This is a genomic window from Variovorax sp. R-27 (assembly GCF_049913215.1).
Taxonomy (GTDB): Bacteria; Pseudomonadota; Gammaproteobacteria; order Burkholderiales; family Burkholderiaceae_C; genus Variovorax.
On sequence record NZ_CP183984.1, the window covers coordinates 1,375,764 to 1,401,386 of the forward strand.

25 protein-coding genes are annotated in these 25,623 nt (G+C 66.3%); 13 read left to right on the forward strand and 12 right to left on the reverse strand.

From position 1 onward, the window contains the following. The 9 genes from gspD to gspG form a co-directional block, all read right to left on the reverse strand. Positions 1-2,301: a type II secretion system secretin GspD gene (gspD, locus tag ACN9MV_RS06090; RefSeq protein ID WP_354339170.1), complete on the reverse strand. Its 2,301-nt coding sequence runs from the start codon at positions 2,299-2,301 to the stop codon at positions 1-3. Positions 2,302-2,306: 5 nt separating this feature from the next. Beyond that, entirely contained in the window at positions 2,307-3,107 is an 801-nt protein-coding gene (gene gspN, locus ACN9MV_RS06095) for a type II secretion system protein N (protein ID WP_426391609.1), read from the reverse strand. A gap of 22 nt (positions 3,108-3,129) precedes the next feature. Next, positions 3,130-3,678 carry a type II secretion system protein GspM gene (gene gspM, locus ACN9MV_RS06100; protein WP_093075969.1) on the reverse strand — a complete coding sequence of 183 codons (549 nt, stop codon included), beginning with the start codon at positions 3,676-3,678 and terminating at the stop codon, positions 3,130-3,132. Beyond that, positions 3,675-4,886, reverse strand: a complete 1,212-nt coding sequence (gene gspL / locus ACN9MV_RS06105; RefSeq protein WP_426391610.1) for a type II secretion system protein GspL — start codon at positions 4,884-4,886, stop codon at positions 3,675-3,677. Before gspL ends, gspM begins: the two co-directional genes overlap by 4 nt. Positions 4,887-5,012: 126 nt before the next feature. Continuing rightward, on the reverse strand, positions 5,013-5,999 hold the full coding sequence (gspK, locus tag ACN9MV_RS06110; RefSeq protein ID WP_093048298.1) for a type II secretion system minor pseudopilin GspK: 987 nt from the start codon (positions 5,997-5,999) through the stop codon (positions 5,013-5,015). After that, on the reverse strand, positions 5,996-6,682 hold the full coding sequence (locus ACN9MV_RS06115; RefSeq protein ID WP_426391611.1) for a prepilin-type N-terminal cleavage/methylation domain-containing protein: 687 nt from the start codon (positions 6,680-6,682) through the stop codon (positions 5,996-5,998). Before ACN9MV_RS06115 ends, gspK begins: the two co-directional genes overlap by 4 nt. Beyond that, entirely contained in the window at positions 6,682-7,065 is a 384-nt protein-coding gene (gspI, locus tag ACN9MV_RS06120) for a type II secretion system minor pseudopilin GspI (RefSeq protein WP_093048303.1), read from the reverse strand. The genes ACN9MV_RS06115 and gspI overlap by 1 nt, the downstream gene beginning before the upstream one ends. Then, on the reverse strand, positions 7,062-7,574 hold the full coding sequence (locus ACN9MV_RS06125; protein WP_093048305.1) for a prepilin-type N-terminal cleavage/methylation domain-containing protein: 513 nt from the start codon (positions 7,572-7,574) through the stop codon (positions 7,062-7,064). The genes gspI and ACN9MV_RS06125 overlap by 4 nt, the downstream gene beginning before the upstream one ends. Beyond that, on the reverse strand, positions 7,549-7,989 hold the full coding sequence (gspG, locus tag ACN9MV_RS06130) for a type II secretion system major pseudopilin GspG (RefSeq protein WP_093048308.1): 441 nt from the start codon (positions 7,987-7,989) through the stop codon (positions 7,549-7,551). Before gspG ends, ACN9MV_RS06125 begins: the two co-directional genes overlap by 26 nt. A gap of 50 nt (positions 7,990-8,039) precedes the next feature. On the opposite strand from gspG, the gene ACN9MV_RS06135 reads away from it, so the two are divergent. Then, positions 8,040-8,672: a type II secretion system protein N gene (locus ACN9MV_RS06135; protein WP_093048311.1), complete on the forward strand. Its 633-nt coding sequence runs from the start codon at positions 8,040-8,042 to the stop codon at positions 8,670-8,672. Between the two features lie 50 nt (positions 8,673-8,722). Here ACN9MV_RS06135 and ilvA read toward each other — a convergent pair whose 3' ends face one another. After that, positions 8,723-10,333 carry a threonine ammonia-lyase, biosynthetic gene (gene ilvA, locus ACN9MV_RS06140; RefSeq protein WP_093048314.1) on the reverse strand — a complete coding sequence of 537 codons (1,611 nt, stop codon included), beginning with the start codon at positions 10,331-10,333 and terminating at the stop codon, positions 8,723-8,725. 50 nt (positions 10,334-10,383) lie between these two features. On the opposite strand from ilvA, the gene ACN9MV_RS06145 reads away from it, so the two are divergent. After that, positions 10,384-11,514: a hypothetical protein gene (locus ACN9MV_RS06145; RefSeq protein WP_093048317.1), complete on the forward strand. Its 1,131-nt coding sequence runs from the start codon at positions 10,384-10,386 to the stop codon at positions 11,512-11,514. Between the two features lie 106 nt (positions 11,515-11,620). Here ACN9MV_RS06145 and ACN9MV_RS06150 read toward each other — a convergent pair whose 3' ends face one another. Then, the gene (locus tag ACN9MV_RS06150) at positions 11,621-12,808 is read right to left on the reverse strand and encodes a porin (protein ID WP_093048321.1); all 1,188 of its coding nucleotides are present in this window, start codon (positions 12,806-12,808) and stop codon (positions 11,621-11,623) included. Between the two features lie 271 nt (positions 12,809-13,079). On the opposite strand from ACN9MV_RS06150, the gene ACN9MV_RS06155 reads away from it, so the two are divergent. Beyond that, positions 13,080-13,529 carry an OsmC family protein gene (locus ACN9MV_RS06155; protein WP_007834112.1) on the forward strand — a complete coding sequence of 150 codons (450 nt, stop codon included), beginning with the start codon at positions 13,080-13,082 and terminating at the stop codon, positions 13,527-13,529. A 10-nt stretch (positions 13,530-13,539) separates the two neighbouring features. Here the strand turns inward: ACN9MV_RS06155 and coq7 are convergent, their stop codons facing one another. Continuing rightward, positions 13,540-14,169, reverse strand: a complete 630-nt coding sequence (gene coq7 / locus ACN9MV_RS06160) for a 2-polyprenyl-3-methyl-6-methoxy-1,4-benzoquinone monooxygenase (protein ID WP_307613824.1) — start codon at positions 14,167-14,169, stop codon at positions 13,540-13,542. A gap of 282 nt (positions 14,170-14,451) precedes the next feature. Here coq7 and ACN9MV_RS06165 point away from each other — a divergent pair, with 282 nt between their 5' ends. The 10 genes from ACN9MV_RS06165 to ygiD all read left to right on the forward strand — a co-directional run bounded on the left by ACN9MV_RS06165 (position 14,452) and on the right by ygiD (position 25,605). Continuing rightward, on the forward strand, positions 14,452-15,714 hold the full coding sequence (locus ACN9MV_RS06165) for a porin (protein WP_093048327.1): 1,263 nt from the start codon (positions 14,452-14,454) through the stop codon (positions 15,712-15,714). A gap of 176 nt (positions 15,715-15,890) precedes the next feature. Next, a complete protein-coding gene (locus ACN9MV_RS06170; protein WP_093048330.1) occupies positions 15,891-16,871 on the forward strand; it encodes an ABC transporter permease in 981 nt (326 codons plus the stop codon). Between the two features lies 1 nt (position 16,872). After that, on the forward strand, positions 16,873-18,144 hold the full coding sequence (locus ACN9MV_RS06175; protein WP_426391612.1) for a M20 aminoacylase family protein: 1,272 nt from the start codon (positions 16,873-16,875) through the stop codon (positions 18,142-18,144). A 31-nt stretch (positions 18,145-18,175) separates the two neighbouring features. After that, on the forward strand, positions 18,176-19,759 hold the full coding sequence (locus ACN9MV_RS06180; RefSeq protein WP_093048336.1) for an ABC transporter substrate-binding protein: 1,584 nt from the start codon (positions 18,176-18,178) through the stop codon (positions 19,757-19,759). 71 nt (positions 19,760-19,830) lie between these two features. Continuing rightward, the gene (locus tag ACN9MV_RS06185; protein ID WP_093048339.1) at positions 19,831-20,742 is read left to right on the forward strand and encodes an ABC transporter permease; all 912 of its coding nucleotides are present in this window, start codon (positions 19,831-19,833) and stop codon (positions 20,740-20,742) included. A gap of 25 nt (positions 20,743-20,767) precedes the next feature. Continuing rightward, the gene (locus ACN9MV_RS06190) at positions 20,768-21,838 is read left to right on the forward strand and encodes an ABC transporter ATP-binding protein (protein WP_093075957.1); all 1,071 of its coding nucleotides are present in this window, start codon (positions 20,768-20,770) and stop codon (positions 21,836-21,838) included. Further along, a complete protein-coding gene (locus tag ACN9MV_RS06195) occupies positions 21,835-22,830 on the forward strand; it encodes an ABC transporter ATP-binding protein (protein WP_093075955.1) in 996 nt (331 codons plus the stop codon). The genes ACN9MV_RS06190 and ACN9MV_RS06195 overlap by 4 nt, the downstream gene beginning before the upstream one ends. A 94-nt stretch (positions 22,831-22,924) precedes the next feature. Further along, the gene (locus ACN9MV_RS06200) at positions 22,925-23,104 is read left to right on the forward strand and encodes a DUF3311 domain-containing protein (protein ID WP_093075954.1); all 180 of its coding nucleotides are present in this window, start codon (positions 22,925-22,927) and stop codon (positions 23,102-23,104) included. Further along, positions 23,104-24,609, forward strand: a complete 1,506-nt coding sequence (gene mctP / locus ACN9MV_RS06205; protein WP_426391613.1) for a monocarboxylate uptake permease MctP — start codon at positions 23,104-23,106, stop codon at positions 24,607-24,609. Before ACN9MV_RS06200 ends, mctP begins: the two co-directional genes overlap by 1 nt. 75 nt (positions 24,610-24,684) lie before the next feature. After that, positions 24,685-25,605: a 4,5-DOPA dioxygenase extradiol gene (gene ygiD, locus ACN9MV_RS06210; protein ID WP_258351053.1), complete on the forward strand. Its 921-nt coding sequence runs from the start codon at positions 24,685-24,687 to the stop codon at positions 25,603-25,605. The last annotated feature ends 18 nt before the right edge of the window (positions 25,606-25,623 follow it).

A 25,623-nucleotide genomic window follows, 5' to 3' on the forward strand; every position in this document is an offset into this window, starting at 1 on the left:
TCAAGGCAGTTCGCGCGAGGTCACCGGGTCGGCGGTCGGCGGCAATGCGCCGCGCAGGGAGCTCGGCGCCAGCTTGCGGTTGTCGGCGGGCAGCGCGGGCGGCGGGATCAGTTGGGTGCCTTGCTCGCGCAGACCGCCCCGGCTGTTGCTGCTGGTGCCCAACGGCGGCGACTCCGGCAGCACGGGCGCGGCATTCACGTTGCGCAGCATCACGTTGTCGGTGTTGGGCTGGGTCGCCTGCTGCAGGCCACGGATCTGGTCGTAGCGATCGAATGCGAAGGCTTCGGTCGCCGTGGCGTCGCGCATCACCACCGGGCGCAGGAACATCATCAGGTTGTTCTTGACGCGCGAGCGGTTCTCGCTCTTGAACAGGTTGCCGACCACCGGGATGTCGCCGGCGAACGGCACCTTTTCAGTGTTGGTGCCGTAGGTGTCCGACAGCAGGCCGCCGAGCATGACGAGCCCGCCGTCTTCCACCAGCACGCTGGATTCGAGCGAGCGCTTGTTGGTGGTGGGGCCGTTGGGGTCGGTGGTGGTGCCGGGCGCGACGTTCGAGATCTCCTGGAAGATCGTCATCTTCACGGTGCCGTTCTCGTTGATGGTCGGACGCACGCGCAGGGTGAGGCCGACGTCCTTGCGCTCGACGGTGGTGAACGGGTTCACGCCCACCGAGCCCGAGGTGCTGGCGTAGGAGCCGGTCGGGAACGGCACGTTCTGGCCGATGACGATCTTGGCTTCTTCGTTGTCCAGCGTCAGCAGGTTGGGCGTGGAGAGCACGTTGGCGTCGTTATCGTTGCTGAAGAAATTCGCCACCGCGCCCAGGATGTACTGGCCACCGATCTTGCCGGCAATGCCGAGGTTCAGGCCGGGCTGGATCGACGTTGCAAGGCCGGAGGCATCCTTGGTGGCCAGCGCCTGGGTCAGAGCCAGGATGTTGCCGCCGTTGAGGGTGGAGTTGGTGCCGATGACGGCGTTGTTGCCCAGCGCGCTTTGCCACTGCACGCCGAACTTGGCCGCCTTGGTGGCGTTGACCTCGACGATCAGCGCCTCGATCATGACCTGCGCGCGCCGGCCGTCGAGCTTGTCGATCACGGCGCGCATCTGGCGGTACTGCGGCTCGGGCGCGGTGATGATCAGCGAGTTGGTCGTCGGGTCAGCCTGGATCTGGCCGCCGGTCGAGGGCTGGTTGGCGTTGTTGAGCGGCGCGTTGGCGGCGGCCGAGCCACCGCTCTGGTTGCCGCCGCTGTTCAGGTTCACCTGCATGGCCTGCGGCGCGCTCTGCTGGGGCGCCGCGCCGCCACCCGCGGCACCGGCAGCGCCTGGCGTGGTGTTCTGCTGGTTCGCCGCCATCGCGGCGCGCAGCGTGGCCGCGAGGCGCACCGCGTCGGCGTTCTTCAGGTAGACCACGTAGATGTTGCCGGCCAGGCCGTTGCTGCTTTCCGTCGGCGGGCGGTCGAGCTTCTCGACCAGCGTACGCACCAGCGCCACGCGTGCCGGGTTGGCCGCGCGCAAGATCAACGAGTTGCTGCGCGGGTCGGCCATGAGCGTGGTGCGGAACGACGCATCGGTCGCACCGGGTGCGGCGCCGCCCGGGGCGCCGGAGCCGCCGCCGTCGACCAGGCGCTGCACCAGCGGCACCATGTCGGTGGCAACCGAGTGCCTGAGCTGGATGACCTCGATGTCGGACGCATTCGGCACGTCGAGCGACGCGATGATGCGCGCCAGCCGGCGCATGTTGTCGGCGTAGTCGGTGATCACGAGCGAGTTGTTGCCCGGGTTCACGTTGATGGTGTTGTTCGGCGGAATCAGCGGGCGCAGCACCGGCAGCAGGTTGTTCGGCGACTCGTAGTTGAGCCGGAAGATCTGCGTGACGATCTGGTTGCTGCCGCTGGACGCCGTGGCGCTGATGGAGGTGTTGACGGTGCTGCTCTGCAGCTTGGCGTCGGCCTCGGGCACCACCTTGTAGAGGCCGTCGGCTTCCACCACCGCGAAGCCCTGCAGGCGCAGCGCCGAGGCGAACTGGTTGAAGGCGGCGGCTGGCTGGATGGCGCGGTCGGTGACGAGGTTCATCGTGCCCTTGACGCGCGGGTCGACCACCACGTCGCGGCCCGTGACCACCGCCATGGTGCGGGCCACGGCCTCGATGTCGGCGTTGGAGAAGTTCAGCGTTATCGGCTCGCCGCGGCGCGGCGCATCGCCGGTCTGCGCGAACGCGGCGGGGGCGCCCTGCAGGAACGTGGCGGCGATCAGCACGCGTACGGCGAGTGCGACGGTGCCGGTCGAAAACAGTGGCTTCATCATGAGGATCAACCCAGGGTGATGATCGAACGCGCGTTCTCGCGCCGTCCGATGATGTTCAACAAATTGGAAAGCGCGTCTTCGCGGCCGGGGGCGGCACTGGCTTCGCCGTTGAAGCGGAAGGAAGTGCCGTTCCAGCTGCCGCTGCCGTTCAGTTCGAGGCTGCCCTCGCGCGTGCTGAGCAGCAGCGTGGGGCGGGTGCCGCCTTCGAGTGAGAGCCGGTAGCTGCCCATCGGCCGCAGGGTCGACAAGCTGGAGGAAACATCGGTGGCGTCGAGCGTGGCCTGGCCTGCAACGCGCAGCGCGGGGCCGTCCCACTGCATAGAGAAGGCCTTGGTGGACAGGTCGAGCGCGCCTTCGAGCTTGAGCGTGTTCCAGGGCGCGCCCAGGCCGGTGAGCAGGGTGGCGGGCCAGCGCGAGCGGCTGTCCTGCCATGCGAGTTGCATGCCGCCGGCGCGCGGGCTGGCCTTGAGTTCGAGCGGCTGCGCGGCGCAGCAGGGCAGGTCGAGGCTGGCGGCGATGCCGCTCCAGCCCGGGCGCATGCGCCAGTGCAGCAGGCCGGGCAGCGACACCGCCTGCGCGCCGCCGGCGCCGCTGGCGAAGACCACGGCGGCTGTACCGTTCCAGACGGTGCCGCGCGGGTTGGCCAGCACGAGGCGGCCATGGCTCCAGTTCGACAGCGCCGCCGCGAGCCAGCGCGCCGGCGCGAACAGCACCACCGCCAGCAGCGCGCCGACCGTGATGCCGAGCAGGGCCCAGCGCCAGCCGCGGTGCGGCCGGGGTTCGGAGATCTGAGGGCGGGTCAGCATGCGGGCCTGTTGCTCATCGCGCTCATCGCGCCGCGGGCAGCGCCATGACGACGGTGCCGTCCCAGCGGACCTGCGGCGTCTTCGGCGCGTCCTTTGCGCCGGGCGACGGTGTGGCCGGCGCTGCGGTCGGCGCGCGGGTCAGGTGGACTTCGCGCGGCACGGCATGCGCGTTGCCGCGGGCCTGGCCGAGCCATTGGGCGACGGTGGCAGCGGGCGCGGACCGCAGCGAGACGGCGGCAGCGCCGTCGCCGCCGGTCGTCACGAGCTGCGCGTTGCCGGCGCCGAAGCTGTCGCGCACCGAGGTCTCGAGCGCACGCAGCGCGTCGTCGCGGTTCAGGCGCGGCTGCGATTGCAGTGCCTTCGCGCGGTTCTGCAAGGTGGCCATCTGCTGCAACTGCGCATCGAGTTGCGCATGTTCGGCCGGTGCCGCGGCCAGCGTGCGCAGCGCGGGGGCGAGCGCAATCCACCAAAGCAAGGCCAGTGCCACGAGCGCGGCGGCGGCGTAGACCATGCGGCGCTCGCGTACCTCCAGGGTGGCCCAGTGGGCCTTGAGCTGTTCGCTGAAATTCATCGGTTGGCCTCGGCCTGCACCAGCAGGAGGTCGCCTTCGGTACGCACGTTGTAGCCGCGCGGCGCCAGCGCGCCGGTGATCTGCGAGACCTCCGACGGCTGCAGCCCGAGGCCGCGCAGGCGCAGCTGCCCGGCGCTGTAGTCGACCGCGCTCGGCACCTTGCCGGGCGGCAGGTTGGCGGCGAGCGCGCCGACCATGGGTTCGAAGTCGCTGCCCGCCACGTCGCCCACGGCCTGCTGCAATGCGGCAACTTCACGCTGCATCTGCACCGGCGCGTCGACCACGATCTTCACCGAGGGGAAGGTCTGGGTCAGCATGGCCTTGGCGGCCTGCCGTTTCGATTCGAGCGCACTGCGCTCCTTCCAGGCCCAGGCGTTGAGTCCGATCAGCTGGGTCAGCAGCAGAACGACCACGCCCCAGCGCGCGGCGCGCCACTCGGGCGCATAGCGCAGCGTTTGCAGGACCGATGCGAATTTCTTGCCGGCGCGTGCGCGGCCGGTTGCGGCGAGGTCGAACTGCGCGAGCTCCCAGGGCGTGCGCGCGGCCTGCAGCCAGCGCTGCGGCGATTGCACGATGGGCACGCGGCGCTCGAGCAACTGCTCGGCCGCTTCGGCCACGGCGGGTTCGGTGGTGATGACGGCGGTGTCCAGCGGCAGGCCGCCCGACAGGGCCAGCCCCGCGCCGGCCAGCGGCAGCGAGACCACGCCGTCGGCGTCGCACACCGTGAGCTGCGGCGCCTCGGGCTCGCCCGTGACCAGCAGCAGCGGCGGGCCGTCGACCGGCTGCGGCGCGAATTCAGGGACGATGCGCACCACGCGACGGCCGGCCGCTTCGAGCCCTTGCACGACGCTGCGCAGCCAGATGCGATTGCAGGCCGCGACCCACACGGGCGCGCCGGCCTTGGCGTCGGGTTCGAGCGCGAAGTGCAGGGCTTCGGGTTCGTCGAGCAGGTGTTCTTCGAGCAGGCCGTCGAGCACCGCGCGCAGCTTCGACGCGCTGCCCATGCTGCCCTTGGGCAGCGTGACGCGGTGCCACGAGAGCGCGACGGAAGGAATGCCGAGCATGACCTCGGCGCTCGAGGGCAGGAGCGCCAGCAACGCACGGCCCTGGTTGCGCAATGCAATGCCGTCGTCGCCTGCCTGGGCCCAGTCGTACTCGCCCGCGGCATCGGCCGGAGGGAGGGGGGCAATGAGCAGCAGGGGAGTCATGTGGATCTTGGAAAAGCCGGTGATTGTAGGTGCGCGTCTGACAGGCTGACGCTCTTGTTTCGATAGCGTGTTGCGCAGACGCCATGCGCGTTCGAAGGCTTTTTGTCTACAAATAGGGCATCGAAATCAGGGTTTGACCGTAGTGTCCGTTGCGCCGGCGCCGCGGGTGCGCCAGATCGTCGTTACCGTGACACCGTTGCGCTGTAGAAGCGAGCGCTCCTCGACGTAGGTGCGCTCCAGCCGCAGCCTGCCGTAGACCTCGAAGTACTGCGTGCCCACGCCGTGCTGCGCTGCATTGAAGGGCGCGCTGCCGCTGGGCAGCGCGGCGTTGGCGGCGGCAATGTCCTTGAAGAAGGCGCGCGTGCGGCGCTCCACAAGTTGGCGCGCGCTGGCGATATTGAGCGACTCCATGCTGGCGCTGATGGCTTCGGCGCTCGCGGTGTTGAGGTTGAGCGTGGTCTTCACCGGCAGGATCGTCACGTACGGTTCGAGCGCGGCGGCGGTTGAGGGCGACAGGCCCAGCCACACCAGTTGCGAGACCTGCTGCGGCATCAGCGGCGCGGCGCTGGGATCGCCGCCGTCGCTGCCGTCGGTCGCGGTGCCCGTGGCAAGGGCGGCCACCAGGCCCGTGGTCATCCGGCTGAGCTCCGACGCCGGCAGGCCCAGCAGGTTGAACAGCCGGGTGAAGGTGGCGACGCTGGCGGGCACCGGCTTGCCGTTGTCGACCAGCGACAGCACGTTGAGCTTGGACTGCGCATCGACGATGCGGCCCGAGAGGAAGGCGTCGGGCAGTCCTTCGAGGCTGTCGCTCGACACGTTCTTGTCGGCGGCCAGGAAGCTCGTGAGCCGCGCCTCCTCGAGCGGCACGGCCCAGGGCTCTGCCAGGTTGTCGGGGCCGCCGGTGCGGCCGTCTTCGCTGAGGATCAGGCGCGACCAGTCGAGCGCGCCGACCAGCACCCAGGCAGCCTGCACGCGTGCGCGCTCGGCGCCTTCGACTTCGGCCGCGCGCCATTGCTGCCACAGCGCCGCGGCGGCGAAGGTGGCCACGAGCATCACGGTCAGCATCGCGGCGAGCAGGGCGGCGCCGGACTGGCGCTTCTTTGTTGCCGTCATGATGATTTCGCCGATCCGACGGTCGGCTTGACCCAGTCGCGCGTGAGCGTGCCCGAGAGGCCGTCTCCGGGCGGCAGCGTGATGACGAGGCGCACGCCGTCGGGCATGGCGACGACGGGGCCCGCGGGGTTGTTGGGGTTGGGCGCGACGGTAGGCAGCTGGCTGGCCGGCACCCAGGTGTTGTCGCGGAAGAAATAGAGCTGCCAGTTGCTGGCTGGCACCAGCGGCACGTCGCTGTAGCCGCCTCCGGTCGCGCTCGCGCCGCCGTCCTGTGCCCAGGCGCCTGCGAAGTTCCAGGCCTGCTGCCATTCGCCGCGCGTGGTGAAGGGCTGCGATTGCCAGCGCCGCCAGCGCACGCCGTCGGAGCCGGACTTCAGCATCCAGGCCACAACCTGCACCGAAGGCGCCGCGTCGTCGCTGCCACGGCGCGTGAGCCGCAACACTCGGCCGTCCCAGTCGATCGGTCGGGTCTGCGCGAGCGTGGTCACGGCGTCGAGGTCGGCGCCCCACTGCGCGAGCGTGGCCTGCAGCGTGAGGACGGCGTCGGCGCGCTGCTGGTTCTGCGTGGTGGCGCGGGACATGCTGTCGAGCCCGCGCCAGCTGATGAGCGAGAGCAGGGCCATCACCGCGATGGCGACGAGCAGTTCGATCAGCGTGAAGCCGCGGGACCTGGAGACGAGCATCAGTACCTCCCCACGATGGTGGAGATGCGCAGGATCGGCGCGTCGGCTTCGTCGCGCACCTGCACGTCGACGCGCCGGAAATTTGGGTTCAGCGTGGACGTGGTCGAAGTGGTCACGTTGAACGAGACGCCGGCCTGCAGGCAGATGGAGCCCGAGTCGCCGATTGCCGGCATTTGCCGCGACAGGCGGGCCTTGGCGAGTTCGTTCTCGGCGCACAGGTCGGCCAGCACGAGATCGGACTGGCGCTGCGCATTGCGCGTGAGCGACATCGTGGCCTGCGAACCCGCGGCCAGCGCCAGCGCGACGATGCCGAGCGCGATCAGCACTTCGATCAGCGTGAAGCCGGCGATGCGAGAGGACGGGGCAGGGCGTCGCGCGCTCATTGCACGGCCGATACGGTGAAGGGGCGCACCCCGTCGGTCGCGATGCGCAACGCGCGCGCGGGCGGGCCGGCGGAATAGAGCATGACCTGCTGCGCCGCGATGATCGGATCGGGCCCGAGCTGCAGCGCGGGAACCAGCGTGCCGTTGGCGAGAGAGGCCTGAGCTGTGATGCCCTCGGCGGCCCAGTTGGCGGGCAATGCGCCAGGCGGGAGGCCGTCGAACACGAAGCTGCCTTCGACGGGCCGCCACCGCACCACGATGCCGCTGGCGCGCGACTGGGCACGGGCCGATTCGAGCAGGGCGGCGAGCCGGTCGGCTTCGCGATCGAGCTTGGCGGCGTTGGTGTCGCGTATTGCGAAGCTGACGGCGGCGGTGGCGATCGCGATGATGGCGATCACCACGATCAGTTCCAGCAGCGTGAAGCCGCGGGCCGGGTGGATGTGGGGGCGTGGATACCGGTTGCGGCGCAGCGCGCCCGAGCCGCTATTGCCAGCTGCCGATGTCGGCATTCTTGCCCTCGCCGCCGCTTTGGCCGTCGGCGCCGAACGAGAGCACGTCGATCTCGCCCTTGATGCCCGGGTTCATGTACTGGTACGGATGGCCCCAGGGGTCGTTGGGCAGCTTCTCGACGTAGGCCTTCCAGTTGGGTGCGGCCGGACCGGTGGTCGGGCGCGTGAGCAGCGCCTGCAGGCCCTGCTCGGCGGTGGGGTAGCGCTGGTTGTCCAGGCGGTAGAGCTTGAGCGCCTGCATCAGGTTGTTGATGTCGGTGCGGGCGGCCGTCACGCGGGCGTCGTCGGCGCGCTCGATCACGTTCGGCACGATGAGCGCCGCCAGCACGCCGATGATGACCAGCACGACCATCAGTTCGATCAGCGTGAAGCCGCGTTGGGCGGTGCGGGTGGCGGCACGGAGGAATTTGTTCATAGCTTGGGCGGACATGATTCGGAAAGCGCGCTGCATGATAATCCGCAGCCATGACAAGTCCCTACTCAGCCGCTCGCTGGCATGCCCCACTTGCAACGACGGGGCTTTGGGCGCTGGCGGCCGGTGCCGCGGTGTTCTGGGCGCTGCGCCTGGCTTCGCCGACCGACGCCGTGGCGGCGGCCGCGACGATGCCGCGGCCTTCGGTGACGGCCGATTCGGATGCGGTGGCCCGGCTGCTGGGCGTGCTGCCTGCGTCACGCACGGCCCAGGTGGCGCCCGAGGCGGCCAGCCGCTTTGCGCTGTCGGGTGTGGTGGCCGACCCTTCGAAGCAGGGGGCCGCGTTGATCTCCATCGACGGCAAGCCGCCGCGGCCGTTCCGTGTCGGCTCGTCGGTCGGCGACAACTACGTGCTGCAGTCGGTGGGCCTGCGCTCGGCGACCATCGGCACGCAGGCCGACGGCCCGGCGGCGTTCACGCTGCAATTGCCGGTGCGTGCGCCGATCAGCGTTTCCAGCCCCGGGCTGCCGGCAGTGCCTATGTCTGCGCCGACCGGGCCTCTGCCTGCGACGATGCCAGCTGTGGTGGCTCCGCCGCAGTTGCCGCAGCAACAGCAGCAACCGGGTGGCCCGCTGTCGCAACCTGCTGCTATGGCACCGCCGCCGCAACAGGCGCCCGCGCAGTAGCAGCGGACAGTTGAACGATCGAAGCCGGCCTTGAGCCGGTTTCTGCTTTTTCAGGCCTGCAGAAAGAGCCGGTACGCCGGGTTGGCCGTTTCCTCGACGTAGGGATAGCCCAGCGTTTCGAGGAAGGCGTCGAACTCGGCGCCTTCGCCGGCGGGCACCTGCAGGCCCACGAGGATGCGGCCGTAGTCGGCGCCCTGGTTGCGGTAATGGAACAGGCTGATGTTCCAGTTCGGCTGCATCAGGCTCAGGAACTTGAGCAGCGCGCCGGGACGCTCGGGAAACACGAAGCGCAGCAGGCGCTCGTCATGCGCGAGGCCAGTACGTCCGCCCACGAGGTGTCGCAGATGCTCCTTCGCAAGCTCGTCGTGGGTGAGGTCGAGCGTGTTGAATCCGTGCTCGTCGAAGGTCCGCGCGATGAAGGCCGACTCGCCGCGCGCCGAGGTCGTGAGACCGACGAACACATGCGCCTTGGCTGCATCGCTTATGCGGTAGTTGAACTCGGTCACGTTGCGAGGTGCGCCGCCGCCCGTGGCTTCGGCGTCGCTCGCGGGCATCTCGCCGATCAGCTCGCAGAAGCGGCGGAAGCTGCCGCGCTCTTCGGGCATGGTGACGGCGAACAACGCCTCGCGCTCTTCACCGACTTCGGCGCGTTCGGCAACGAAGCGCAGCCGGTCGAAATTCATGTTGGCGCCGCACAGAATGGCTGCATAGGTCTCGCCGTGGCGACCGTGCTGGGCAACGTATTCCTTGATGGCCGCGACCGCCAGCGCACCGGCCGGCTCGACGATGCTGCGCGTGTCCACGAAGATGTCCTTGATGGCGGCGCACACGGCGTCGGTGTCGACGGCGATGTATTCGTCGACCAGTTCGCTGGCGATGCGGAAGGTTTCCTCTCCGACCAGCTTGACCGCCGTGCCGTCGGAGAACAGGCCAACGTCGGGCAGGTTCACGCGCTGATGAGCCGCGACCGATTGCATCATCGCGTCGGAGTCGTTCATCTGCACGCCGATCACCTTGATCTCGGGTCGCACGGCCTTGATGTAGTTGGCCACGCCGGAGATCAACCCGCCTCCGCCGATTGCGACGAACACCGCATCGAGCGGGCCTTGATGCTGTCGCAGGATTTCCATTGCGATGGTGCCCTGGCCTGCGATGACATCGGGGTCGTCGAAGGGATGCACGAAGGTCAGGTTTTGCTGCGCCTGCAATTCGAGCGCGTGCAGATAGGCATCCGAATAGCTGTCGCCATGCAACACGATTTCGCCGCCGAAACCACGCACCGCATCGATTTTCAGTTTGGGCGTGGTCACCGGCATCACGATCACCGCGCGCGTGCCGAGCTTGCGCGCACCCAATGCAACGCCTTGCGCGTGATTTCCAGCCGATGCGCAAATTACGCCGCTTGCCAATTGAGCAGCACTCAGATGTGCCATCTTGTTATAGGCGCCGCGCAGTTTGAAGCTGAAGACCGGTTGCTGGTCTTCGCGCTTGAGCAGCACGGTGTTGCCGAGCCGTTCGCTGAGCGCGCGCGCCTTCTCGAGCGCGGATTCGACGGCAACGTCATAGACCCGAGCATTAAGTATTTTTCTGAGATAGTCGGCGGGCGTGAGCGCCGGATTAACAGGCGCATTGCGCACGATTTTTTCCATGGGAGTTTTCATTTGCTAACTGTTGATGATAAGAGGCATCGGGATTGCATGCGAGATATGACATGGACACAAATGTCATAAACCTCTTCGGCAAAGCCCCAGCTGCAAATGATTCGGGATTTTTTGGACGCACCTATCCCGCGATTCATCCGACCGCCAATCAATTTACAAATGAGCAGAATCTGTTATCAATTTCTGTCAGTGACCTTTCGAAAGGGCTGATGCAGGCGGAGGCTGCGCGCGTTCAGCGAAAAGAAATTGGGCGTGCCACATGGCAGGTGATGGGCAACAGATTGCGTGCGCACATCGTTCCGTTGCTCGGCGACGTGTCGGCGCAGTCGTTTGCAACCGCCGACGCGCAACGCTTGATCGATCACCTCGGAGAGCAGGGCTTCACCAGCACGACGATTGCCCAGTACCTGGTGCTGTTGCGCAAGGTGGTGATGCACGGCGTGCACATCGGTGTACTTCGCGATGCGCCTCCTTTTCCGAAGGTCAAGGTGCGCAGCCAGCCGCGCGGCAGCTTCAGCGTTGCGGAGTACCGGACGATCATCAAGACCGCGCGCAGCTTGCGCGGGCACTCGCATCCGGTGCTCGATCAACTCGCGGCCGGAGAACGTTTCTGGATTGCGCGCGAGCTGCTCGTCATGCCGGACGAGTTGCCCTGGCTGATCCGCTGGATGGTGAACACCTTCGTGCGTCCGAGCGACATCAAGCTCATGAAGCACAGGCATATCGAGGTCGTGCGCGGCAAGCACGTCTATCTTCGGATGAACCTGCCGGAGACCAAGCGGCACAGTCAGCCCATCGTGAGTCTGTGTCCTGCGGTGCGGGTCTATGAATGCTTGCTCGCTTATCGTGGCGAGCATGGGTATGGCGGAGCGGAGGACTACATCTTCCTGCCGCAGTTGAAGAACCGCGAGCATGCGCTGGCGGTGCTCAACTTCTTCTTTCACTGGGTGCTCGAAAAGGCAGGGCTTGAGAAAGGGCCACTGGGCCAGTCGAGGACGCTCTACTGCCTGCGTCATACCGCGATCACGCTGCGGCTCTTGTACGGGCAAGGGATCGACATGCTGACCTTGGCACGCAATGCGCGCACGAGCGTCAATATGGTCGAGCGTTTCTACGCATCGGTGTTGAGCGGAGAAATGAATGTGGGGCTGCTGCAAAGCCGGCGTAGCCGGGCGAGCTGAGAAAAAGAGAGAGAAAGGACAAAAAGCCGCCCGGCGTGAGCCGGGCGACTTGAGGCTTTGCTGATTCGAACTGGCAAGAGCCAGCATCGGGATCAAACGAGGAAGATCAGAACGCGTGACGGATGCCGAAGTCGTAGCCCGTCGAGGTCTTCGGCGTGAACACGCCAGCAGCCGCGTTGTAGAAAGCCGGGCCACCCACTGTCAATGCCGCGCCGTTCTTGTTGCTCACGCGAGCAACCGTGGCGTAAAGGGCCGTGCGCTTCGACAGGTTGTGCACGTAACCAAGTGCCAGCTTGTTGGCCTTCGGGTCGCGTCGGGTGGCCGACAGGTTGTCGTCGTACTTGACAGCCGAGTAGGACGCTCGGATCAGGCCTGCACCAACTGGCACAGTCAGGCCAAGTAGATAGCCGTTCAGATCGACGTCGGGACGACCGCCGGCGATCGGCCGGTTTTTGTAGTCACGCGAGTTCTCGGCACGCGAAAGTTCGCCGAACAGCTTCACGGGGCCGAAGTCATACGAGGCACCCAGGTTAAAGATGTTTACCGAGTCAGTGGTGCCAGCGTAGTACTGATCGCCAACCGTGCTGTTGCCGTAGGCCACTGCGACGTCCAGAGGACCGTTTGCGTAGCCGAAGCGACCACCGATGTAACGGCCTGCGCGGCTCTTCGAGGTTGAGCTGTCCGCCGGGGTGAAGCCGCCGTTGCTGTACTTGTCGTTCTCGTGGAACGCATACATCACCTGGCCGTAAAAGCCGCCAAGGTTCGGTGGCAGGAAGTAGCCGATCGAATTGCTGGCGCGAGAGTAGTTCTGGTTGCCGCCGAAGCCGCCGGTGTCCTTGGCGCCGTAGGTCACGGCGTTGAAGCCGTTGGCCGTGTTGATCAGGTTGGAGCCAACGCCGTTGGTGCCGAACGGATCGAAGACGGTGTCGTTCCAGAACGTCGGGGTGTAGTCGCGACCCAGGCGGAGTTCGCCGAAACCACCCGACAGACTCACGGTCGAGCGACGAACGAAGGTTGCGAGGCCGGTGGCGCCGTCGTCATTGGTGATGGGGGCTTCGAGCCAGAAGCTGGCTGCCAGGCCGCCACCCAGATCTTCCGTACCACGGAAGCCCAGGCGGCTCGAGTTGTAACCCGAGTTGGCCAGCGCCGTGCGGCTGACCTTCACGCTGCCCAGATTCGTGGGCCTCAGGTCGCGCGAACTGGACGAGTAACCGCTGATCGACGCGTCGACCACACCAAACAGCGTGACGGACGACTGAGCCGAGGCAACACCGGCAACAGCCAGGGCAGCCAGAGCAACTGCCCTTTCGGTGCGAAAACTAGAGTGGCGGCAAGGCCGGTGAGGGTGGCCTGGAAAGAAAAAAGCCCCGAGCTTTGCAGCTCGGGGCTAAATCCACCAATTGGAAGGGTGGAGGAGACAACTGGGTGCGCATACGTTTGCGCAATGAAATAAAGTATATCGACTGTTTGTTGCGTTGCAACAAGCGAGTGATGCTTTTCCCACACACAAATGGATGTCGGCGTGCATTTTTGCCCGACATCCCAGACCTGGAACTCCGAAAACCATGGAATGCACAGTAAGTTGGACCGGTGACGCAGGCACGCGATCGGCCATGGGCTTCGTTGCCGAGACGGGCAGCGGCCACGTCCTGATGATGGATGGCGCACCGGATGCCGCGAAGCCCGAGAACGGCGGACAGAACCTCGCGGCGCGGCCGATGGAGACCGTTCTTGCCGGCACCGGGGGATGCACTGCCTACGATGTCGTGCTCATACTGAAGCGCGGACGCCATCGCGTCGAGCGCTGCAGCGTCAAGCTGACCAGCGAGCGCGCCGAAAAGGACCCCAAGGTCTTCACGAAGATCCACATGCACTTCACCGTGGCGGGCAAGGGAATTCCGGCCTCAGCCGTGGAGCGCGCAATCGCACTGAGTCACGAAACGTATTGCTCCGCCAGCATCATGCTGGCGAAGACAGCCGAAATCACCACCAGTTTCGACCTGATCGAAACCTGAGCCAAGTGGCCTAGATGCGGTGCGCCAGCGTGGTCATCACGCGGGAAGCCACGCGCATCAGGGCCTTGGCCGGTGCCGGGAGCTCCGCCGCGCCGGCGTCGACAGCCTGCGACGCATGACGGGCTTCGTCTAGCTTCATCTGCTCGACCACTGCCTTGGATGCGCTGTCTCCGGACGGAAGGCGATCGAGGTGGCTGTCCAGGTGGGCCTCCACCTGACGCTCCGTCTCTGCGACGAATCCCAGACTCAATGGGTCTCCGAGGCGGCCCGCGACGAGGCCGAGGCTGAAAGCGCCTGCGTACCAGAGAGGATTCAGGATCGACGGGCGCGCCCCCAACTCGTCAAGGCGTTGCCGGGTCCAGGCCAGGTGATCGGTTTCCTCGTGCGCCGCTTCGAGGAAATGGGCGCGCAGCGCAGGATCGCGTGTCACCGCTGCCTGGGCTGTGTAAAGCGCCTGTGCGCAGACTTCACCCACATGATTCACCCGCATCAGCGCGCCGGCTTCCCGACGTTCCGCTTCACTCATTTCACCCGGTGCCTGTGAGGGGACGGGCGTCGCCCGCGTGGCATGGGGGCGGGCAAAAAGCGTGCGCAATGCCGCGTCTGCCGCGGTCAGAACAGGGTCGATCATGAGCGTCATGTGGCTATTTGAACGCACATGCGAAATGCCATGCCGGAGCCTCGTCATATTTCACATAGTGGTGTGCAGAGGGGTCTAAGTCCTTTGTTGCAAGCGTGCAACGAAACGCGCGAGCCATCCAAGATTTCGGGCGAATTGTTTTGCCCTGCCGCAGCGGCTCTGGTGCAATAGCATCAACTTCCCAAAAGGAGGTTGGCCCGGGGTCCGGTGGGAGCACAAAAGTGCCAGTCACGGTGAGCCCTTCGCACCGGAGCCCTATGTTTAACCTTGGAGAAACTTGCAATGAAAAAATCTCTAGTTGCTCTGGCTGCCCTGGCTGTTGCCGGTGTTGCCTCGGCTCAGTCGTCCGTCACGCTGTTTGGTGTGGTCGACGCGTCGATCAGCGGCTATTCGAACACCGCCCGCGACAACCGCGCGACCGTGTTCCCCAACGCTTTCGGTATCCCCACGTACCTGAACCAAGGTTCGGTCAAGACCAGCCGCACGGCTCTGGCTAACTCGGGTTACAACTCGAGCCGCCTGGGCTTCCGTGGTACGGAAGACCTCGGTGGCGGCCTGGCAGCCAGCTTCTGGCTCGAAGCCCCGATCACCAATGACGACGGCCAAGAAGGCGTCGCGACGTTTGCTCGTCGTGCGACCGTGAGCCTGTCGGGTGGTTTCGGTGAAGTTCGCCTGGGTCGTGACTACACCGCCACGTTCTGGAACGACACCGTGTTCGATCCGTTCGGCACCAACGGCGTTGGCACCAACCTGATCTTCTCGTCCAGCGCTCTGCTCGGCGCCTTCGGCACCCCCGCAGCCTCGACCGGCGCCGCCACGAACGTCGGCTCCAGCAACTACGTTCGCGCAAGCAACGTCGTTGGCTACTTCCTGCCGCCGAACCTGGGTGGTTTCTACGGTCAAGTGCAGTACGGCTTTGCTGAAAAGACCAAGTACGACTCGGGCATCTTCACGCCTAACGTGGCCAACAGCCAGCGTCAAGGCCGTTACGTCGGTGGCCGCTTCGGCTACGCCAACGGTCCTCTGGACGTTGCGCTGGCTTATGGCAGCAGCACCGTGGGTGACGACTACTACGCCGGCACGACCACCAAGACCAACACGCTGAACCTGGGCGCTTCGTATGACTTCGGTCCCGTGAAGCTGTTCGGTGAACTGTCGAAGGTCAAGAACAAGGTTGACTACGAAGTGACGCCGCTGGCTGGTGGTCGTCCTGACGTCGACGTGACTGGTTACCTGCTCGGCGCTACCGTGCCGGTCGGTGCTGGCCTGATCCGCGCTTCGTGGTCGCACGTCAAGTACGACAACAACCTGCCGTTCAACCCGTTCGGTGTGAACAACCCCGATCCGAAGGCTAACAAGCTGGCTCTGGGCTACGTGCACAACCTGTCGAAGCGCACGGCTCTGTACGCAACGATCGCTCGCGTCAGCAACAAGAACGGTGCTGGCCTGACGGTTGGCGGCCCGGCCTTCTACAACAACACGGCTGGCGCCTTCACCCCGAAGAGCTCCACCGGCTACGACTTCGGTATCCGTCACGCTTTCTAATTTGACGCTGGCGTAAGCCAGCTTCGAATCAAAAGCTCGAAAGCCACTCGACGAAAGTCGAGTGGCTTTTTTTCGTCTGGACACTCTTGGGGAAACCACGAGGCGCACCCCCGGGGAACCACCGTGCGGGCACGCACCTTGCACTGCTAGCATGCCCCGTTCACTCCGCTCGATGAATGATTGCCTTTGTACTGCGCCGCCTGATCCAGGCCGTGATCGTGATGATCGCGGTCGCGTTCATCGCCTTTCTCCTCTTCCAATACGTCGGCGACCCCGTCGTGTTCCTGCTGGGGCAGGACGCCAAGCCTGAGCAGATCCGCGAACTGCGCGCCGCATTGGGGCTCGACCAGCCCTTCTTCGTGCAGTTCTGGCACTTCCTCGTCAACGCTGCACAAGGTGAGTTCGGCCTGAGCCTGCGCCAGGGCGCGAAGGTGTCGCGACTCATCGGCGAGCGCTTCCCCGCCACGCTTGAACTCGCGCTCGTCGCGGCCGTGCTGGCGCTGTTCATCGGCATTCCGATGGGCGTCTACACCGCGTTGCGCCGCGGCACCTTCATGAGCCAGGTGTTCATGACCGTGTCGCTGCTCGGCGTGTCCTTGCCCACCTTCCTGATCGGCATCCTGCTGATCCTCGTCTTCGCCGTGACGCTGGGGTGGTTCCCGAGCTTCGGGCGCGGCGAGACCGTGAAGCTCGGCTGGTGGACCAGCGGCCTCTTCAGTGCCGACGGCTGGCAGCACATCGTGTTGCCGGCGGTGACGCTGGCGATCTTCCAGCTCACGCTGATCATGCGGCTGGTGCGCGCCGAGATGCTCGAGGTGCTGCGCACCGACTACATCAAGTTCGCGCGCGCGCGGGGCCTGACGAACCGCGCCATCCACTTCGGCCATGCGCTCAAGAACACGCTGGTGCCCGTGATGACCATCACCGGCCTGCAGCTCGGCGGCCTGATTGCCTTCGCGATCATCACCGAGTCGGTGTTCCAGTGGCCCGGCATGGGCCTGTTGTTCATCCAGGCCGTGACCTTCGCCGACATTCCGGTGATGGCAGCCTACCTGTGCCTCATTGCCCTGATCTTCGTGGTGATCAACCTCGTGGTCGACCTGCTGTACTTCGTGGTCGATCCGCGATTGCGCGTTGGCAAGGCGGGAGGGCACTGACATGACGACAGCGACAGCAGAGGCCCCGCGCCTCAAGGCCTCCGGCCGCGCATTCGCGCACATCGCGAACTTCTATCCCGAGATCACGGCCTTCCGCCGCGACCTGCACGCACACCCCGAGCTCGGCTTCGAGGAGGTCTACACCTCCGGCCGCGTGCGCGAGGCCCTGCGCGCCTGCGATGTCGACGAGATTCACGAGGGCATCGGCAAGACCGGCGTGGTCGGCGTCATCCGCGGTCGTTCGACGGCCAGCGGCCGCATGATCGGCCTGCGCGCCGACATGGACGCGCTGCCCATGCGCGAAGACAACGACTTCGGCTGGCGCTCCGCCAGCGAGGGCCTCATGCACGGCTGCGGCCACGACGGCCACACTGCCATGCTGGTCGGCGCCGCGCGCTACCTGGCCGAGACGCGCGATTTCGACGGCACCGCCGTGCTCATCTTCCAGCCCGGCGAAGAGGGCTGCGCCGGCGCGCGCGTGATGATCGAGGACGGCCTGTTCGACCGCTTCCCGGTCAACGCCGTCTACGCGATGCACAACTGGCCCGCCATGCCGGCCGGCACCGTCGGCATCAACCGCGGCGCGATGATGGCCGCGGCCGACCGCATCACCATCAGCATCAAGGGCAAGGGCGGCCATGGCGCGCACGCCTACCAGACCGTCGACCCCGTGATCGTCGCGGCGCACATCATTACGGCTGCCCAGACCATCGTCTCGCGCAATGTGCGCCCGATCGACGCCGCCGTCATCAGCATCTGCGCGATGCAGGCCGGCGATCTCGGCGCGATGAGCGTGGTGCCGGGCGAGGCCACGCTGGTCGGCACCGTGCGCACCTTCAGCGCGCGCGTGCAGGCGCAGATCGAGCAGCGGCTGAACGAGCTGTGCGCGGCCATTGCCTCGGGCTTCGGCGCCAGCGCCAGCATCAAATATGAGCGCATCTACCCCGCCACCATCAACACCGCGCCCGAGGCCATGTTCGCGGCCGATGTGGCCGAGTCGCTGGTGGGTGCGAAGAATGTCGAGCGCAGCATGGAGCCCAGCATGGGCGCCGAAGACTTCTCTTTCATGCTGCAGAAGAAAGCCGGCGCCTACCTGCGCATCGGCCAGGACGTGCGCGATGGCGCCTACCTGCACAACAGCCGCTACGACTTCAATGACGAGATCCTGCCGCTTGGCGCCGCGCTGCATGCCGGCCTGATCGAGCAGGGCATGCCGCTTGCCGTTACCCGCGGTGCGCAGCCAGGGAGAGCCGCCGCTACCGCGGCGACGTGATGTGTTTGATTCCAACCCGAGGAGTGTTCCCATGAGTTTCAAGAAAAGTGTGGCTGCGGCCGCCGTTTTGTGCGCCCTGAGCGCCGTCAGCATGGTCGCCGGCGCGCAGACCATCCGCATCGCGAACCAGGGGGACGCGCTATCGCTGGACCCGCACTCGCTCAACGAATCGCTACAGCTGAGCGTGACCGCCAACGTCTATGAAACCCTCGTGGGCCGCAACAAGGACCTGAGCCTTGCACCGCTGCTGGCCACCAGCTGGAAGCAGACCTCGCCGAACGTCTGGCGCTTCGAACTGCGCAAGGGCGTGACCTTCCACGACGGCACCCCGTTCTCCGCCGACGACGTGGTGTTCAGCTTTGCGCGCGCCCAGGGCGACGGCTCCGACTTGCGCGCCACGCTGAGCGACATCAAGGCCGTGCGCAAGGTCGGCGACCTCGCCGTCGAAATCGAAACCAACGGCCCCTTCCCCATCCTGCCCGACGTGATCTCGCTCACCATGATCATGAGCAAGAAGTGGTGCGAGGAAAACCAGGCCACCAAGCCGGTGGATCGCCGCAAGGGCATCGAGAACACCGCCTCGTTCAAGGCCAACGGCACCGGCCCGTTCCGTGTGCGCGAACGCCAGCCCAACGTGCGCACCGTGTTCACGCGCAACGGCACCTACTGGGGCAAGATCGACGGCAACGCGCAGGAGATCATCTTCACGCCCATCGCCAACCCGGCCACCCGCGTGGCCGCACTGGTCTCGGGTGAAGTCGACGTGATGGAGCCCGTGCCGGTGCAGGACATCGCCCGCATCAACGCCGCGCCCAACGCCCGCGTGATCACCGGCCCCGAGATGCGCACCATCTTCCTGGGCATGGACCAGAAGCGCGACGAGCTGCAGTACTCGAACATCAAGGGCAAGAACCCGTTCAAGGACAAGCGCGTTCGCCAGGCCTTCTACCAGGCCATCGACATCGTCGGCATCCAGAAGACCGTGATGCGCGGCGCCTCCAAGCCCACCGGCCTCCTGGTCGGCCCCGGCATCAACGGCTGGACTGCCGAACAGGACAAGCGCTTGCCCTACGACGTCGAGGCCGCCAAGAAGCTGCTGACCGAAGCCGGCTATCCGAACGGCTTCGAGGTGTCGCTGAACTGCCCGAACGACCGCTACGTGAACGACGGCCAGATCTGCCAGAGCGTTGCCTCCAACCTCGCGAAGATCGGCGTCAAGATCAATCTCGTGGCTGAAACCAAGGGCACCTACTTCCCGAAGGTGCTGCGCCGCGACACCAGCTTCTACATGCTGGGCTGGACCCCGACCACCTACGACTCGCACAACGCGCTGAGCTCGCTCACCTCCTGCCCCGACGACAAGGGCACCGGCCAGTTCAACCTGGGTGCGTACTGCAACCCCAAGCTCGACGAGCTGACCAAGAAGATCCAGTCCGAGAGCGACAAGGCCAAGCGCAACGAGCTGATCAAGGAGGCGTTCAAGATGCACGCCGACGACATCGGCCACCTGCCGCTGCATCAGCAGTCGCTGGCCTGGGGCGTGAGCAAGAAGGTCGAGCTGGTGCAACTGGCCGACAACTTCATGTACTTCAAGTGGATGAGCATCAAGCCGTGATCCCGCTGGCCGCCCGCAAGGCGGCCTGACCATGGGCCCGCTTCTTGCGGGCCCATTCCTTTTGCCTCACGATGAAAAAAACACTCGCCCGTTGGCTCGACAGCGATGTCGGCTACAGCTTTCGCACATCGCCCGTGGCCATTGGCGCGGCGCTGATCGCGCTGGTCTGCGTGGTCTGCGCGGTGTTCGCCGGATGGGTGTCGCCGCACAACCCCTTCGACCTCGCCACCCTCGAGCTCAGCGACGCGCGCCTGCCGCCCGCATGGAGCGCCGAAGGTTCGGCCAAGTACCTGCTGGGCACCGATGACCAGGGCCGCGACATTCTCTCGGCCGTCATCTACGGCGCACGCATCTCGCTGATCGTCGGCCTGGTGTCGGTGGTGCTGTCGGTGGCGGTCGGCGTGGTGCTGGGCCTGCTCGCCGGCTTCTTCGGCGGCTGGCTCGACTCGTTCCTCATGCGCGTGTGCGACGTGATGCTGTCGTTTCCGCCCATCCTGGTGGCGCTGCTCATTGCCGGCGTCGGCCGCGCGCTCTTTCCCGGCGCGCACGAGTCGCTCGCCTTCGGCGTGCTGATCATTTCCATCTCGCTGACCGGCTGGGTTCAGTACGCGCGTACGGTGCGCGGTTCCACGCTGGTGGAGCGCAACAAGGAATACGTGCAGGCCGCGCGCGTCACCGGCGTGGCACCGATGCGCATCATGCTGCGCCACGTGCTGCCCAACGTGATGGGGCCGGTGATGGTGCTGGCCACGATCCAGGTGGCCACGGCCATCATCACCGAGGCCACGCTGTCGTTCCTCGGCGTCGGCGTGCCGCCGACTTCGCCTTCGCTGGGCACGCTCATCAGCATCGGCAACCAGTACCTGTTCTCGGGCGAATGGTGGATCACGGTGTTTCCGGGCCTGATGCTGGTGCTGATCGCACTCAGCGTGAACCTGCTTGGCGACTGGCTGCGCGACGCGCTCAACCCTCGTCTGCGCTGAAGAGAAAGATAAGGAGAACGCCACCATGACGCTGCTCCAGGTCAAAGACCTCGTCGTCGAATTTCCGCACCGCCGCGGCACGCTGCGTGCGCTCGACCGCATTTCATTCGACATCGCGCCCGGCGAAATCCTCGGCGTGGTGGGCGAATCGGGCGCCGGCAAGTCGCTCACGGGCGCGGCCATCATCGGCCTGCTCGAACCGCCGGGCCGTGTGGCCGGCGGCGAGATCCTGCTGGAGGGCCAGCGCATCGACAACCTCGGCTTCGACGCGATGCGGCCCATTCGCGGCCGCAAGATCGGCGCGATCTTCCAGGACCCGCTGACTTCGCTGAACCCGCTCTACACCGTGGGCCGGCAGCTGATAGAAACCATTCGCGCCCACTTGCCCGTGACCGAGAGCGAAGCGCGCAAGCGGGCCATCGGCCTGCTGCAGGACACCGGCATTCCCGCCGCCGAGCAGCGCATCGACCACTTCCCGCACCAGTTCTCGGGTGGCATGCGGCAGCGCGTGGTGATCGCATTGGCGCTTGCGGCTGAGCCGAAGCTGATCGTGGCCGACGAGCCGACCACCGCGCTCGACGTGTCGATCCAGGCGCAGATCATCCAACTGCTCAAGCAGGTCTGCAAGGACCGCGGCGCAGCGGTGATGCTGATTACGCACGACATGGGCGTGATCGCCGAAACCTGCGACCGCGTGGCCGTGATGTATGCCGGCCGCATTGCCGAAATCGGCCCGGTGCACGAAGTGATCCACCAGCCTGCGCACCCCTACACCTCGGGCCTGATGGCATCGATTCCCGACATGACGAGCGACCGCGAGAGGCTCAACCAGATCGACGGTGCAATGCCGCGGCTCAACGCCATTCCCACCGGCTGTGCCTATAACCCGCGTTGCCCGCGCACCTTTGCGCGATGCCTCGTCGAGCGGCCCGAGCTCATGCATGCCGGCGCCACGCGCGCTGCCTGCTGGCTGCACGATGCGGCCGATCCGCATGCCGGCCAGGCCGAGATTGCGGCAAGGCATCACGACGCATTGGCGGCCGGCGAACGCGCCACGCCCGAAGCGGCCGAACCCATCGTGGAGGTGACGCGATGAGCGAACCGCTCGTGGTCGCGCACGACCTCGCTCGCACCTTCGACGTCTCGCCGCCCTGGCTCAACCGCGTGCTCGAACGCAAGCCGCGCGTGCTGCTGCACGCGGTCGACGGCGTGAGCTTTTCCATCGAGCGCGGCAAGACGCTGGCGTTGGTAGGCGAATCGGGCTGCGGCAAAAGCACCGTGGCGCGCCTGCTGGTGGGCCTCTACGCGCCCACGCGCGGCGGCCTGCAGTTCGACGGACAGGACGCGCACGCCGCGTTCAAGACCCCCGAAGGCCGCAAGCTGCGCCGCCGCATCCAGATGATCTTCCAGGACCCCTACGCGAGCCTGAACCCACGCTGGATCGTGGAAGACATCATCGGCGAGCCGCTGCGCGAGCACGACATCATCAGCGACAAGGCCGCGCTGCGCGAGCGCGTGGGCGAACTGCTCAAGTCGGTCGGCCTCTCGCCGCTGGACATGAGCAAGTACCCGCACCAGTTCTCGGGCGGCCAGCGCCAGCGCATCTCGATTGCGCGCGCGCTCGCCACGCAGCCCGAGTTCCTGGTGTGCGACGAGCCCACCTCGGCGCTCGACGTGAGCGTGCAGGCGCAGGTGCTCAACATCATGAAGGACCTGCAGCGCGAGCAGGGCCTGACCTATCTCTTCATCTCGCACAACCTCGCCGTGGTGCGCCACGTGGCCGACCAGGTCGGCGTGATGTACCTGGGCCGGCTGGTCGAGGTGGCCGACAAGCAGAAGCTGTTCTCGGCGCCGCAGCATCCATACACCCGCATGCTGCTCGATGCCATTCCGCAGATGAAGCACACGGGGCGCCAGCGCACGCCGGTGCAGGGCGAAGTGCCGAACCCGCTGAACCCGCCCACGGGCTGCGCCTTTCATCCGCGCTGCCCGCATGCGAATGCGCGCTGTTCTTCCGAGCGCCCGAAGCTGCTGAGCATCAAGGGCGTGCAAGTCGCTTGCCATGCGGCCGAGGAGGGCCGCATCTAGCACGGCCGCTTAATCCGGGTCGGCGCCGCGTGTTCGGCTTCAGGTCTATAACTCCTTGGTGCTTTCGTAAAAATCACACCAAGGAGAACAGCACATGTGGGCCTTGCTCTTGTTGCCCTTCATCGGGCTTCTGTGGCTGCCGTTCTACAACAGCCCCTTGCCGGAGCTGTTCGGCTTTCCCTTCTTCTACTGGTACCAGCTGCTGTGGGTGCCGATCACCGCGCTGCTGATCTGGATCGTCTACCGCAGCGGGTATGAAGAGGGAGACGAATGATGGACGGCCAGATCAACTGGACCGCGCTGTCGGTCTTCGTCTTCTTCTTCGTACTGGTCACCGTGATGGGCTTCTGGGCCTCGCGCTGGCAGAGCGGCGGCGCCAAGGGCAAGGGCGCGCACCTCGACGAGTGGGGCCTGGGCGGGCGCAACTTCGGCACCTGGATCACCTGGTTCCTGGTGGGCGGCGACTTCTACACCGCCTACACCGTGATCGCCGTGCCGGCGCTGGTGTACGCCGTGGGTGCCTACGGCTTCTTTGCGCTGCCGTACACCATCCTCGTGTACCCGATCGTCTTCATCATCATGCCGAAGCTCTGGCATGCCGCGCACAAGGCCGGGCACGTGACTGCCGCCGACGTGGTGTACGGGCGCTACGGCTCGCGCGCGCTGGAGCTGGCCATTGCCGTGACCGGCGTGGTCGCGACCATGCCCTACATCGCGCTGCAACTGGTCGGCATGGAGGTGGTCATCAAGGCGCTGGGGCTCACGGGCGAGCTGCCGCTGGCGGCGGCCTTCGTGATCCTGGCGCTCTACACCTACTCGGCGGGGCTGCGCGCGCCGGCGCTCATCGCGTTCGTGAAGGACCTGATGATCTACATCGTGGTGCTGGTGGCCGTGGTGCTGGTGCCCATGAAGCTCGGCGGCTACGGCAGCGTGTTCCACGCGGCGGGCGATGCCTTCGCGGCCAAGGGCGGCGCGACGGGGCTCACGCTCAAGCCGGCGCAGTACCTGCCGTACGCGAGCCTGGCGCTGGGCTCGGCGCTCGCGGCCTTCATGTACCCGCACACGCTCACCGGCATCTTCGCGGCCAAGAGCGCCAACACCATCCGCAAGAATGCCGTCTTCCTGCCGGCGTACACGGTGCTGCTGGGGCTCATCGCGCTGCTGGGCTACATGGCCTATGCAGCCCATCTCACGGTGAAGAGCAACAACGACGTGGTGCCGGCGCTCTTCAATGCGCTGCTCCCGTCGTGGTTCGCGGGCTTCGCGTTTGCGGCCATTGCCATCGGTGCGCTGGTGCCTGCGGCGGTGATGTCGATCGGTGCGGCCAACCTGTTCACGCGCAATTTCTGGAAGGCCTATGTGCGGCCTGACGTCACGCCGGCGGGCGAGGCCAAGGTCGCGAAGATCGTGTCGCTGGTGGTCAAGCTGGGGGCGCTGGTGTTCATCCTGTTCCTGCCCACGCAGTTCGCGCTCGACCTGCAACTGCTGGGCGGCCTGTGGATCCTGCAGACCTTCCCGGCGGTGGTGTTCGGCCTGTTCTTCGGCTGGTTCCGTGCACCGGCGCTGCTGGCGGGCTGGGCTGTGGGGCTGCTCGGCGGCAGCTGGCTGGCGTTCTCGGACGGCATCAAGCCGGTGCACACCTTCGTGATCGGCGATGGCAGCTACACGCTCTACACCGGGCTGGCGGCGCTGGTGTTGAACATCGTGGTCGCGGTGGTGGTGCAACTCGTGGTCAAGGGAGCGCCGCTGCGCGAGGCGCCTGTGCTCGCGAGGAAGTAGGCCAGAACCATCGATCTTCGAAAAAGTGTGCGCAAAGGCACCGCCTTGCGCCGAAAACTGTTGCAGAGTGCCGCCATGCCAATGACGACAACGCTTGCAACCTCCGAACTGGGCCGCCGCGGCTTCCTGATGGGCACCGCCCTTGGCGCGACTGCGGTGCTGGCCTCGCTGGCCTGCAGCGTGCAAGCCGCCGACGCACCTGCTGGTGGAGCTTCTCGCCGCATGCCGGTGATCTTCATCGGCCATGGCTCGCCGATGAACGCCATCAGCGACAACGCCTTCACGCGTCGGCTCTCGGCATGGGGCCGCGAGCTGCCCCGGCCCTCGGCCATCCTCAGCGTGTCGGCGCACTGGCTCAGCCGCGGCGCCACCGGTGTCGGCATGCAGGCGAAGCCGAAGACGATCCACGATTTCGGCGGCTTCCCGCAGGCGTTGTTCGACATCGAATACCCGGCGCCGGGTCACCCCGCGCTTGCCCAGGAGACCGTCGGCGTGGTGAAGCAGACGCCGGTGATCGCGACCGAGCAATGGGGCCTCGACCACGGCACGTGGTCGGTGCTGAAGCACCTGTACCCCAAGGCCGACATTCCCGTGTTCCAGCTCAGCATCGACTACGACAAGCCGGCCGCCTTCCACTACGCGGTGGGCCGCGACCTCGCCGCGCTGCGCGACAAGGGCGTGCTGGTGATGGGCAGCGGCAACGTGGTGCACAACCTGCGCGCCACCGACCGCGGAACGCCCGACGGGCCCAGCGCAAGCCGGCCATGGGCGCAGTCGTTCGACGATGCGGTGAAGTCTGCACTTGCGGGCCGCGACGACCGCGCACTGGTCGACTACGCGAAGCTGGAAGGCGCATCGACCGCCGTGGCGATGCCCGATCACTACTACCCGTTTCTCTACGCCCTCGGCGCCGCCGGGAGCGGCGAGCGCGCGAAGACGGTCTACGAGGGATTCCAGTCGGGCACGCTCAGCATGCGTTGCCTGCAGTTCGGCTGAGCGCGACCGGGGCAGGCG

Coding starts and splice junctions, on each gene's coding strand:
- gspD (WP_354339170.1), bottom strand. CDS start 2,301: ATGATGAAGCCACTGTTTTCGACCGGCACCGTCGCACTCGCCGTACGC.
- gspN (WP_426391609.1), bottom strand. CDS start 3,107: ATGCTGACCCGCCCTCAGATCTCCGAACCCCGGCCGCACCGCGGCTGG.
- gspM (WP_093075969.1), bottom strand. CDS start 3,678: ATGAATTTCAGCGAACAGCTCAAGGCCCACTGGGCCACCCTGGAGGTA.
- gspL (WP_426391610.1), bottom strand. CDS start 4,886: ATGACTCCCCTGCTGCTCATTGCCCCCCTCCCTCCGGCCGATGCCGCG.
- gspK (WP_093048298.1), bottom strand. CDS start 5,999: ATGACGGCAACAAAGAAGCGCCAGTCCGGCGCCGCCCTGCTCGCCGCG.
- ACN9MV_RS06115 (WP_426391611.1), bottom strand. CDS start 6,682: ATGCTCGTCTCCAGGTCCCGCGGCTTCACGCTGATCGAACTGCTCGTC.
- gspI (WP_093048303.1), bottom strand. CDS start 7,065: ATGAGCGCGCGACGCCCTGCCCCGTCCTCTCGCATCGCCGGCTTCACG.
- ACN9MV_RS06125 (WP_093048305.1), bottom strand. CDS start 7,574: ATGCCGACATCGGCAGCTGGCAATAGCGGCTCGGGCGCGCTGCGCCGC.
- gspG (WP_093048308.1), bottom strand. CDS start 7,989: ATGAACAAATTCCTCCGTGCCGCCACCCGCACCGCCCAACGCGGCTTC.
- ACN9MV_RS06135 (WP_093048311.1), top strand. CDS start 8,040: ATGACAAGTCCCTACTCAGCCGCTCGCTGGCATGCCCCACTTGCAACG.
- ilvA (WP_093048314.1), bottom strand. CDS start 10,333: ATGAAAACTCCCATGGAAAAAATCGTGCGCAATGCGCCTGTTAATCCG.
- ACN9MV_RS06145 (WP_093048317.1), top strand. CDS start 10,384: ATGGACACAAATGTCATAAACCTCTTCGGCAAAGCCCCAGCTGCAAAT.
- ACN9MV_RS06155 (WP_007834112.1), top strand. CDS start 13,080: ATGGAATGCACAGTAAGTTGGACCGGTGACGCAGGCACGCGATCGGCC.
- coq7 (WP_307613824.1), bottom strand. CDS start 14,169: ATGACGCTCATGATCGACCCTGTTCTGACCGCGGCAGACGCGGCATTG.
- ACN9MV_RS06165 (WP_093048327.1), top strand. CDS start 14,452: ATGAAAAAATCTCTAGTTGCTCTGGCTGCCCTGGCTGTTGCCGGTGTT.
- ACN9MV_RS06170 (WP_093048330.1), top strand. CDS start 15,891: ATGATTGCCTTTGTACTGCGCCGCCTGATCCAGGCCGTGATCGTGATG.
- ACN9MV_RS06175 (WP_426391612.1), top strand. CDS start 16,873: ATGACGACAGCGACAGCAGAGGCCCCGCGCCTCAAGGCCTCCGGCCGC.
- ACN9MV_RS06180 (WP_093048336.1), top strand. CDS start 18,176: ATGAGTTTCAAGAAAAGTGTGGCTGCGGCCGCCGTTTTGTGCGCCCTG.
- ACN9MV_RS06185 (WP_093048339.1), top strand. CDS start 19,831: ATGAAAAAAACACTCGCCCGTTGGCTCGACAGCGATGTCGGCTACAGC.
- ACN9MV_RS06190 (WP_093075957.1), top strand. CDS start 20,768: ATGACGCTGCTCCAGGTCAAAGACCTCGTCGTCGAATTTCCGCACCGC.
- ACN9MV_RS06195 (WP_093075955.1), top strand. CDS start 21,835: ATGAGCGAACCGCTCGTGGTCGCGCACGACCTCGCTCGCACCTTCGAC.
- ACN9MV_RS06200 (WP_093075954.1), top strand. CDS start 22,925: ATGTGGGCCTTGCTCTTGTTGCCCTTCATCGGGCTTCTGTGGCTGCCG.
- mctP (WP_426391613.1), top strand. CDS start 23,104: ATGGACGGCCAGATCAACTGGACCGCGCTGTCGGTCTTCGTCTTCTTC.
- ygiD (WP_258351053.1), top strand. CDS start 24,685: ATGCCAATGACGACAACGCTTGCAACCTCCGAACTGGGCCGCCGCGGC.